Source organism: Jatrophihabitans sp. YIM 134969, assembly GCF_054456675.1.
The window spans coordinates 22360-32379 of sequence record NZ_JBTJEQ010000053.1 but is presented as its reverse complement, the minus strand read 5'-3'; the positions used below and the strand labels follow the sequence as shown (position 1 = coordinate 32379).

At 72.3% G+C, this 10020-nt stretch carries 9 protein-coding genes and 1 pseudogene; 7 read left to right on the top strand and 3 right to left on the bottom strand.

Translation table 11 applies throughout. The features are described 5' to 3' along the window. Both ACXR2U_RS20690 and ACXR2U_RS20685 read left to right on the top strand, forming a co-directional pair. Nucleotides 1-552 (top strand): annotated as a pseudogene (locus ACXR2U_RS20690) (hypothetical protein); the annotation flags it as partial. A gap of 53 nt (nt 553-605) precedes the next feature. Next, on the top strand, nt 606-1427 hold the full coding sequence (locus tag ACXR2U_RS20685; protein WP_458826975.1) for an SDR family oxidoreductase: 822 nt from the start codon (nt 606-608) through the stop codon (nt 1425-1427). Between the two features lie 168 nt (nt 1428-1595). Here the strand turns inward: ACXR2U_RS20685 and ACXR2U_RS20680 are convergent, their stop codons facing one another. The 3 genes from ACXR2U_RS20680 to metG all read right to left on the bottom strand — a co-directional run bounded on the left by ACXR2U_RS20680 (nt 1596) and on the right by metG (nt 5655). Beyond that, nucleotides 1596-2816 (bottom strand): aggregation-promoting factor C-terminal-like domain-containing protein, encoded by a 1221-nt coding sequence (locus tag ACXR2U_RS20680; protein WP_458826974.1) that lies wholly within the window; start codon nt 2814-2816, stop codon nt 1596-1598. Between the two features lie 133 nt (nt 2817-2949). Beyond that, on the bottom strand, nt 2950-3855 hold the full coding sequence (locus ACXR2U_RS20675) for a TatD family hydrolase (protein ID WP_458826973.1): 906 nt from the start codon (nt 3853-3855) through the stop codon (nt 2950-2952). A gap of 3 nt (nt 3856-3858) precedes the next feature. After that, nucleotides 3859-5655: a methionine--tRNA ligase gene (gene metG / locus ACXR2U_RS20670; protein ID WP_458826972.1), complete on the bottom strand. Its 1797-nt coding sequence runs from the start codon at nt 5653-5655 to the stop codon at nt 3859-3861. Between the two features lie 112 nt (nt 5656-5767). On the opposite strand from metG, the gene ACXR2U_RS20665 reads away from it, so the two are divergent. The 5 genes from ACXR2U_RS20665 to ACXR2U_RS20645 all read left to right on the top strand — a co-directional run bounded on the left by ACXR2U_RS20665 (nt 5768) and on the right by ACXR2U_RS20645 (nt 10019). Beyond that, complete coding sequence (locus ACXR2U_RS20665; protein ID WP_458826971.1) at nt 5768-6553, top strand: hypothetical protein; 786 nt, start codon at nt 5768-5770, stop codon at nt 6551-6553. 48 nt (nt 6554-6601) lie between these two features. Next, nucleotides 6602-7495 (top strand): WcbI family polysaccharide biosynthesis putative acetyltransferase, encoded by an 894-nt coding sequence (locus tag ACXR2U_RS20660; RefSeq protein ID WP_458826970.1) that lies wholly within the window; start codon nt 6602-6604, stop codon nt 7493-7495. Beyond that, nucleotides 7492-7578, top strand: a complete 87-nt coding sequence (locus ACXR2U_RS20655) for a type II toxin-antitoxin system Phd/YefM family antitoxin (protein ID WP_458826977.1) — start codon at nt 7492-7494, stop codon at nt 7576-7578. The genes ACXR2U_RS20660 and ACXR2U_RS20655 overlap by 4 nt, the downstream gene beginning before the upstream one ends. A 132-nt stretch (nt 7579-7710) precedes the next feature. Continuing rightward, nucleotides 7711-8673, top strand: a complete 963-nt coding sequence (locus ACXR2U_RS20650; protein WP_458826969.1) for an ABC transporter ATP-binding protein — start codon at nt 7711-7713, stop codon at nt 8671-8673. Next, nucleotides 8670-10019 (top strand): ABC transporter permease, encoded by a 1350-nt coding sequence (locus ACXR2U_RS20645; RefSeq protein ID WP_458826968.1) that lies wholly within the window; start codon nt 8670-8672, stop codon nt 10017-10019. Before ACXR2U_RS20650 ends, ACXR2U_RS20645 begins: the two co-directional genes overlap by 4 nt. Nucleotide 10020 lies beyond the last annotated feature (1 nt).

The following is a 10020-nucleotide window of genomic DNA, read 5'->3' as shown; positions in this document are numbered from 1 at the left end:
GCGCAGCGGGCCGCCGAGCGCGCCCGTCAGGTCGCGGGGCTCCCGGCCCGGGCCGGTCGCGAGATCACCGAGAAGGTCGCCACCGCCGCCACCGACCTCGCCGCGACCGCGGCCGCCCAGGCCCGCGCCGCGGCCGCCGAGGTCGCGGGAACGGTCACCACCGCCGTGACCACGGCGTCGGAGGCGGTCGACCGGGCGCGGACCGAGGTCACCGAGGCGGCCACCCGCGCCGCGCGGATCACCGACGCCGCCTGGACCGCGGGCCGCGACGCCGCCCTGCGCGACGGCGACCACGAGGCGCGGGCCACCGGCGCCGACACCACCGCCGAGGTGCTGCATGAGGCGCGCGCCGAACTCGGCGTCCTGGACGAGGCCGAACTGCCGATCCGCGGCTACGACGCGCTCACCGTCCCCGAGGTCGTCGCCCGGCTGGACCGCGTGACCGACCCGCGCGACCTCAAGGTCGTCGACGCCTACGAGCGGGCCCACAAGAACCGCAAGTCGGTCCTGGAGGCGCTGCGGCAGGCGTCGTCGGAGCTCGTCGGCGCCTGAGGTGGCCGCGCGCGGTGGCGTTCGAGTCCACTCCAGGTCGTAGCGTCGTGACCATGTCCAAGACCTGGTTCATCACCGGCGCGTCCAAGGGCTTCGGCCACATCTGGGCCGCGGCCGCCCTGGAGCGCGGCGACCGCGTCGCCGCCACCGCGCGCGACACCTCCACCCTCGACGATCTCGTCCAGCAGTACGGCGACGCCGTCCTGCCGTTGCAGCTCGACGTCACCGACCACGCTGCCGACACCGCGGCCGTGCAGCAGGCGGCCAAGCACTTCGGCGGCCTCGACGTCGTGGTCAACAACGCGGGCTACGGCCACTTCGGCATGATCGAGGAGCTCAGCGAGGACGAGGTCCGCGCCCAGCTCGAGACCAACTTCTTCGGCGCTCTCTGGGTCACGCAGGCGGCGCTGCCGATCCTGCGGGCCCAGGGTTCGGGCCACATCGTGCAGGTCTCGAGCATCGGCGGGATCTCGGCGTTCCCGAACGTCGGCGCGTACCACGCGTCGAAGTGGGCGCTCGAGGGGTTCAGCCAGGCGTTGGCGCAGGAGGTGAGGGACTTCGGCATCCACGTCACGCTCGTGGAGCCCGGCGGTTTCTCGACCGACTGGTCCGGCCCGTCCGCCCAGCGCAGCACGACGATCGACGCCTACGACGACGTCCGCGCGGCCCGCGAGAAGCAGCGTTCGGCCGCCGTCCCGGGTGACCCCGAGGCGAGCGGCGCCGCGATCCTCGAGGTCGTCGACGCCACTCCCCCGCCCCTGCGCGTCTTCTTCGGTACCGCGCCCCTCGGTATCGTGACGAAGGACTACGAGTCGCGCCTCGCCACCTGGAACGCGTGGCAGCCGCTCGCCGAGCGGGCTCAGGGCGGGAGCTGACCGACCCCGACCCCGTCGAGTGGCGCGGTTCCACGCGCCACTCGACGGGTCGACGCGCCACTCGACCAGGTCGGAGCCGCCCGTTGGGACACGCGGACGAAGGGCCCGGGCACACGAAGGCCCGCCCCGGCGAACCGGAGCGGGCCTCTACGTGACGATCAGATGGGTCTAGTACCAACCGGTGGACTGCGAGTGACCCCAGGCGCCACACGGGGTGCCGTAGCGACCGGAGATGTAGCCCAGGCCCCAGGTGATCTGGGTGGCCGCGCTGTCCTGCCAGTCCGGACCGGCCGAGGCCATCTTCGAACCCGGTAGGGCCTGCGGGATGCCGTACGCGCCGGAACCCCCGTTGGAGGCGTGCACGTTCCAGCCGCTCTCCTTGTTCCACAGCGAGACCAGGCACGAGAACTGGTCCTCGCCCCACCCGCGGGCCAGCACCATCTGGTGGGCGATCGACTGGGCGTCGCCCGACGGGACGGCCGGGGCGGCGCTGCCGCCGCCGGAGCTGCCGTCACTGCCACCACTGTCGCCACCGGTGCTGGGGGCGGGGGTGGCCGCGGGCGGTGCGGCGGTGCCGACCTTCTGCACCTGGGTGGTGGGCGCGGAGAGCACCTGGGTCGAGACCTGGGTCTTGCCGGCGATCTTGCCGTCGATGTAGATGACGGCGTAGGTCACGCGGTTGAAGCCGTTCTTGCCGGCCGTGACCACCTCGGTCTGACCCTTCACCATCGAGCCGTCGGGCTGGTTGGTGGTGACGTACGGCACGGTCTTGTCCTCGGCGACCCGGCCCTTGGACACGCGCTGCAGGGTGACGGTGAGGCCCTCGCGCGGCGCGGACGCCGCGGGGACGGACAGCCGGTCGATCGGGCCGAGCACGATGCCGGCGTCGGTGAGCATCTGCTCGACCGAGGCGGCGGTGGTGAGCAGGGTCTGCTTCTGGCCGTCGTGGACGAGGATGACGGCCTTCGGCGTCCGGATGTCGATGGAGGTCGGCGACAGCGGCAGCCGCTGGCTGCGCGAGACCGAGGTGAACGTCGACGTGGAGTACCCGAGGTCGGCCATGGCCTGGCTGACGGTCGGGGAGTTGACCCAGACCTCGCGCTCCTTGCCGTCGACGGTCAGCTTCAGCAGCCGGCCGCGACGCAGGACGATCTCGCTGTCGTCGTGGACCTTGGCCGAGAGGCCCGGCGCCACGATGTCGCGCGCCGTGGGGTTGTAGCCCGCGTCGGAGAGGGCGCCCTTGACGGTGCCCGAGAGGGTGTGGAAGGACGTGGTCTGGCCGTCGACGTCGAGTCGGACGGTCTTGTCGACCGTGGCCCAGGTGATCGTCCCACCGACGAGGCCGGCGATGACGACCCCGTAGAGGCCGAAGGCGACGCTGCGCTGCACAATTCTCCAGTTCTCGCACGAAGCCGACCGTCAGGGCCTTGAACTGCCCGGTGTCGGGGAAGACATCTCGGGCGGAACAGGTGGCTGCCGGTCGGCAAGGTCTCGAAACGGTAACCGGGAACTGGGTGTGGGTTCAACCGTCGAGGCGTCCTCGAAGGTTCCCGGAACCGGACAAAACGGGGAACAGCCGGGTCGCGTTCGCGGTCGTCGCCGCCGCCACCTCGACCGGGTCGACGCCCCGGTCCGCGGCGAGGCCACGGGCCGTCCAGCCCAGCAGTTCCGGGGCGTTCGGACGTCCGCGGAAGGGGTGGGGGGTGAGGAACGGAGCGTCGGTCTCGACCAGGATCGACTCCAGAGGAGTACCCACCGCGGCCTCCCGCACACCGGAAGCGTTTGTGAACGTCGCCACCCCGCTGAAGGACAGCACGAAGCCCAGATCCACACACCGGCGCGCGAAGGTCACGTCACCCGAGAACGAGTGCATGACCACGCCCGCCGGCGGGACCCCCTCCTCGACCACGATGCGCAGCACGTCCTCGTGCGCCTCGCGGTCGTGGATCATCAGCGGCTTGCCGACCTCGTGGGCGAGCGCGACGTGCCGCCGGAAGTGCCGCTGCTGGGCCTCGGGCGTGGTGCGGTCCCAGTAGTAGTCCAGCCCGGTCTCGCCGACGGCCACGCAGCGCGGGTCGCGGGCGAGCGCCAGCAGTTCGGCGTACCGCTCCTCGCCGTTCGGCCCCTCGAGTTCGTCGACCTCGGTGGGGTGCACCGCGACGGCTGCGACGACGTCGTCACGGGTGTTCGCGGTGGCCACTGCCCAACGCGAAGCCGCGAGGGTGTCGCCGACCGTGACCACGGCGGCCACGCCCGCGGCGTGGGCGGCCGCCATCGTCGCGGCGACGTGCTCCGCCGTGACCGGCACCCCCGCCCGCTGCGCGATGGCGTCGAGGTGGGTGTGGGCGTCGACCAGCGGCACGCCGATCGGCTCGGCCGGCACCGGCGGGTCGTGGCGGCTCTTCTTCTGTCGGCCGCCGGAGCTCACGACTCAGGCCCCGGCGTCCATGCGGGCCAGTTCCTCCTCGACCACCGCGTCGTCGAGCTTGCGGTAGATCGGGGTCGGCGCCGACAACGGGGTGCCGGGCACCAACGGCGTGGACTCCCAGCGCGCGCCGGTGTCGTAGTCGCCCTCGAGCACCGAGTACGACGGCGTGCCCACGGCGAGTTCCTCCTCGACCTCGTGCACCTCGGGCATCCCGGCCCAGCGACCCTCACCGCCGAGCAGGGCGTGCACCTTGTTCGACGAGTGCGGCAGGAACGGCGTGAGCAGGGTCTTGACGTCGTCGACGACCTGCAGCGCGACGTGCAGCACCGACGCCATCCGGTCCGGGTCGGTGTTCTTCAACGCCCAGGGCGCGTGGTCCGACAGGTACTTGTTGGCGTCGGCCACGACGCGCATCGTCTCGGTGATCGCGGCCTTCTGACGCGAACGGGCCAACAATCCCCCGATCTCGTCGAAGGACTTGCTCGATCGTTGCAGCAGGTCACGGTCGGCGTCGGTGAGCTCGCCGGGCGGAGGGATCGACCCGATGTTCTTCGCTGTGATCGACACCGTGCGGTTGACGAGGTTCCCCCAGCCCGCGACCAGTTCGGTGTTGACGCGCTTGACGAACTCGGCCCAGGTGAAGTCGGTGTCCTGGTTCTCCGGCCCTGCGGTGGCGAGGTAGTAGCGGAGGGCGTCGGGGTCGTAGCGCGAGAGCATGTCCCCGACGTAGATGACGACGCCGCGCGACGACGAGAACTTCCGACCCTCCATCGTGAGGAACTCGGAGCTCACGACCTCGCTCGGACGCTCGAGGGCACCGAGGGATCCCGGCTGACCGCCCTTCGCCCCGATGCCGCTGTAGCCGAACAGCATCGCCGGCCAGATCTCGGCGTGGAAGACGACGTTGTCCTTGCCCATGAAGTAGTAGGACTGGGCGTCGGGGCCCTGCCAGAACGGCCGCCAGGCGTCGGGGTCACCGGAGCGCTTCGCCCACTCGATCGACGCCGAGAGGTAGCCGACCACGGCGTCGAACCAGACGTAGATGCGCTTGTCGTTGCGGTCCTGCCAGTCCGGGAGCGGGATCGGCACGCCCCAGTCGAGGTCGCGGGTGATGGCCCGCGGCTTGAGGTCGGTGAGCAGCCCCTTGGTGAAGTTCAGGACGTTCGGCCGCCAGGTGCCCTTGGTGTCGAGCCAGTCCGACAACGTCGCGATGAACGCGGGCAGGTCGAGGAAGAACTGCTCGCTCTCGACGAACTTCGGCGTCTCCCCGTTGATCCGGCTGCGGGGCTGGATGAGGTCGACCGGGTCCAGCTGGTTGCCGCAGTTGTCGCACTGGTCGCCGCGCGCCGCGCCGTACCCGCAGATCGGACACGTGCCCTCGATGTAGCGGTCGGGCAGGGTGCGTCCGGTCGACGGGCTGATCGCCCCGAGCTGGGTCTTGGGGAAGATGTAGCCGTTGGCGAGCAGGCCGCGGAACAGCTCCTGCACCACCGCGTAGTGGTTCTTGGTGGTGGTCCGGGTGAACAGGTCGTACGACAACCCGAGCTGCTGCAGGTCGCCCGCGATCACCCGGCTGTACTTGTCGGCGAGCTGCGCCGCGGGCATCCCCTCGTTCTCGGCCTGGACGAGGATCGGCGTGCCGTGTTCGTCGGTGCCACTGACCATCAGCACCGTGTTGCCCGCCATCCGCTGGTACCGGCTGAACACGTCGGACGGAACGCCGAAACCGGCGACGTGACCGATGTGCCGGGGGCCGTTGGCGTACGGCCAGGCCACCGCGGTGAGGATGTGGGAACTCATGGTTTCCAGCCTAGTGAGCAGCCTCCAGCCGGTTCCCCGCCCGCTCGTCAGGTGGTCGGCGTGATCCTTCCGCGGAAGCGCCGGATCCCGCCAACCGTGCGAGGCTCGGCAGGTGCTGGTCCGTCGCCTCGGTGCTGTCCTCGTGGTCGCCGCGGTCCTCGGACTCCCGGCGTGCACGTCGTCGGGCGACGACGCGCCCGCGCCGTCCGCCTCGTCCACCCCAGCGACCGGCGTCGCGTCGTCGCCACCGGTGGAGATCACCTCGGCGGCCGACCTCGGTCGGGCCATGGCGGCAGGCGTCGTCACGATCTCCTCGGCGAGCCTGGACCTCGACGGCACGGGTCCGTCGGGCTCGTTCGGCGGCGACGGGTCGATGACCCTGGACGCCGGCCGGGTGACGGCCGTGGAGATCTCCGGTCCGCCGTCGGTCACCTCCGACGCCGACCGCCTGCTCATCACCGGCGACGCGGCGTACGTCCGGCCGGAGGACCTGTACGGCGACACCGACGCGCTCTGGCAACCGGTCACCGCGGCGAACTCCGACCCGACCGCCGTGAAGGCCCGCGGGTCGGCCGCGGCCGTGTTCGCCATCGCGGACCTCGCCCGCCTCGCCGACGCGTACGGCGCGGCCACCACGTTCCGGGAGGTCGGTGTCGTGACCGGCGGCACCCGCTACAGCGTCGCCTCCTTCGCCCCCACCGCCCAGCTCGGCTCACTGACCGGGGCCGAGGTGGTGCCGACCGAGGGTTACGTCGACGTCGACACCCGGGGGCGGCCGGTACGGACGTGGACGAACATGACCGTCGACGGCGCGCGCTACGCGGTGCAGGTCGAGTTCGGCGACTTCGACGAGCCCGTGACGATCGAACCTCCGGCGGCGGGCGAGATCGCCGACTGAGCAGGCTGGGCAGGACGACCAGGTGGACGACGACGGACGGACCTCCCGGTGACCGGGCCGGACCAGGTGGTGGTGTGGGGCAACTGCCAGGCCGCGCCGGTGGCGGCCCTGCTGCGCGACCCGCTGGCGCGGGCCGGACTCACCGTGGTCGCGTTGCCGCCGGTCTACCTGCTCACCCCGGCCGAGGTGGAGCAGGTGCACGAGCTCATGACGCGCACCGCGCTGCTGGTCTCACAGCCCATCCGTGACGAGTACCGGGTGCCCGGTTGCTCGACCGACCGGCTCGCCGCGCTGCTGCCCGACTCCGCCCGTGTGGTGCTGTTCCCCCTGACCTACCACGGCGGCGACTTCCCGTTCCAGGTCACGGCGACCGACGGCCACGGCGGCCGCCCTCCCGCCCCGCTCACCGACTACCACGACCTGCGGGTGCTGGCGGCGGCCGCGCGCGGCGCCCGGCCCGGCGACGACGTCGGGATCCGCCCGGCCTCCGCGGTCGCCCAGCAGCAGCGACGCGACGCCGCGACCGCGGAACTGCGCCGCCGCGAGAGCGCGTGCGACGTGGAGGTGTCCGACCTGGTCGCCCCCGGCGCGGCGATGTGGACGCTCAACCATCCCCGCAACGTCGTGCTGGCCGAGACGGCCCGACGCGTGCTGTGCGCGGCCGGCAGGCCCGAGCTCGCTGAGTACGTCGAGACGCCGGAGCGGGAGTTCCTCGGCGCGGTCCGCACCCCCACCGAGCGGCCGGACACTCCGGTCGGTGACTGGGTGATCGGCGGTCGCGACGTGCCGTGGCGTGAGGTCGTCGACGCCCACCTGGCGTGGTACGTGGACCACCCGGACGTGCTCGCGGCCACCGTCGACCGGCACGCCGGAACGCTGCGCCAGCTCGACCTCGCTCCCGAGGACTCCCCACGTGGCACTCGTGCCACTTCCGCCGGGTGACCACCGTCGGGCTCCGGGAACTGCGCCGGAACGCCTCTGATCTCGTCCGTCGCGTCGAGGAGGGCGAGGACGTCGTAGTCTGACGACCTCCCGTGGACGGTGCACGCCGCGTCGTGCCGTCCGGTGTGACGGCTCGCGAGCCGGTCACCAGGGGTTCATCCAGAGTTCCTCGCTCGCGAACCTGTGCATGACATGTGCGGGCCTACCGTGCAAACGTGCCGAATCGCCCCTCGTCCGCGGCGGCCGGAAACCCCCCAGCCGTGCGGGCGCGCGGCCTGCGCGCGGTGTTCGGCGACGTCGTCGCCCTCGACGGCGTGGACCTCGACGTCGCAGTGGGACACATCCACGGACTGGTCGGACCGAACGGCGCCGGCAAGACCACGTTGCTCGGTCTGCTGCTCGCCCTGGGGGTGCCCCACGCCGGCACGCTGGAGATCCTCGGCCACCCCGCCCACCGGGCCCTCGACCTGCCCGACGGAGTCGCGGGGTTCGTCGACGGCCCCGGCCTCTACCCGTCCCTGAGCGCCCGGCAGAACCTCGCGGCCACCGCGCGGCTGCGGGGGCTGCCCGAGAGCGGCGTCGACGACGCGCTCGACCAGGTCGGGCTCACCGACGTCGCGCACGACCGGGTCCGCGGGTTCTCACTCGGGATGCGGCAACGGCTCGGGCTCGCCGCCGCCCTGCTCTCGGTCCCCCGCCTGCTGGTCCTCGACGAACCGGCGAACGGCCTGGACCCCGCCGGCACCCGCCAGGTCCACCGGGTGCTGTCCCGCCTCGCCGCGTCCGGCACCGCGGTCGTGCTGTCCAGCCACCGCATGGACGACCTGGCCTCGATCTGCGACGAGGTCACGATCCTGGCCACCGGCCGGGTCGTGTTCACCGGCACGCTCGCGAAACTCGACGCCGAGGTCGGCGAACTGGACTACCGGCTGCGGACCTCCGATCCCGACGCCGCCCGCCGCCTGCTCGCGGGCTTCCCCGGGTTGCACCGGGTCGACGGCGACGACGTGCTGCGCCCGCGCGACGGCGACGTCCTGCTCGTGCGGGGCGCGGTGCCGGTGCTCGACGACGCCGTCACCCGACTGGTCGCCGCCGGGATCGCGGTGCGTGAACTGGCCCCGGTCGTGTCACCGCTCGAGGCGGCCTTCCTCGCCCTCACCGAGAGCGACGCCCGGTGACGGCCGTCGCGCTGCCGGTCGCGGGGACCCGCCGTACACCGCTGCGCAGCACGTACCGCTTCGAGGTGGCCAAGCTCGCCTCCCAGTGGCGGACCCGCGCCCTGCTCGTCGTGTGCTGGCTCGGCCCGGGACTGTTCGTCGCGGTGGTCGGGCAACAGAGCGCCCTGCCCGCCGACACCGTGTTCGGCCGGTGGATGAGCCAGACCGGTTGGGCCGGTCCGTTGGTCGTCCTCGCGTTCTGCTGCAACTGGGTGCTGCCGGTGCTGACCTCGCTGGTCGCGGGCGACGTGTTCGCCGTCGAGGACCGGCTCGGTACGTGGCGGCACCTGCTGGTCGCCGTGCGCTCGCCGCGGCGGATCTTCGCCGCCAAGGCCCTGGCCAGCCTCACCGTGCTGGGCGCGCTCGTGCTCGGCCTCGCGGTGTCGGGGATCGTCGGGGGGTTGCTCGCGGTCGGCGACCACCCGCTGGTCGCACTCGACGGCCGCTCCCTCGCGACCGGTGACACCTTCCGGCTCGTGGTCCTGGCGTGGGTCGTGGCGCTGGCCCCGACCCTCGCCTTCGCGGCGGTCGGGCTGCTCGGTTCGGTGCTGTTCGGCCGGTCCCCGATGGGCCTGGTGACACCGGCGCTGCTAGCCCTGTTGCTCGACGTCGCGCAGGTGCTCCCGTTGCCGACCGTGGTGCGGATCGCCCTGCCCAGCTACGGATTCCTCGCCTGGCGCGGGTTGTTCACCGAACCGGTGCAGACGACAACGATCGTCGTCGGCGTCCTGGTGGCCCTGGTCTGGGCGGTGGTCGCCACACTCGTCGCCCGTCTGGTGTTCCTGCGTCGCGGTTTCACCGGCGACGCGCACGACGGTGTCGGACGGCGCGGCGTCCTCACGGCCGTCGTCCCGCTCGCGGCGGTCCTCGCGCTGAGCGCCGGGGTCGTCGCCGTCGCCACCCCGGCCACCGGATCGGGCGTCGAACGCCCGGTCGTCGAGCGCTCCCTCTCGACGGCCTTCGGGCACCTCTACCGCCTGCAGGCCGCCCAGTTGCACCGACCCGACGTCACCGAAGCCGACCTCGCCACCACCGCCGCGTGCGACAAGGGCGGCTCGCTGGTCGAGGACCACGGCCCGGGCAACGACTGGCGGTGCGTCGTCACCTGGCACATCCCCGGTGCGACCGCGACCGGCACCGCCACCTACCAACTCGACGTCAAGCCCGACGGCCGGTACATCGCCGACGGCGACGGACCTCGCGAGGTCAACGGCTTCTTCCTCGTGCGCACCGGTTCCGGTGACACACCCAACCCCTTGTGGCAGTTCGACGGTCTCGTCGATCTGACACGCCCATCGAAGGGATGAC

Bases quoted from the DNA above. Each gene is read 5' to 3' on its own strand.
- ACXR2U_RS20685 (WP_458826975.1), top strand. From the start codon at position 606: ATGTCCAAGACCTGGTTCATCACCGGCGCGTCCAAGGGCTTCGGCCAC.
- metG (WP_458826972.1), bottom strand. From the start codon at position 5,655: ATGAGTTCCCACATCCTCACCGCGGTGGCCTGGCCGTACGCCAACGGC.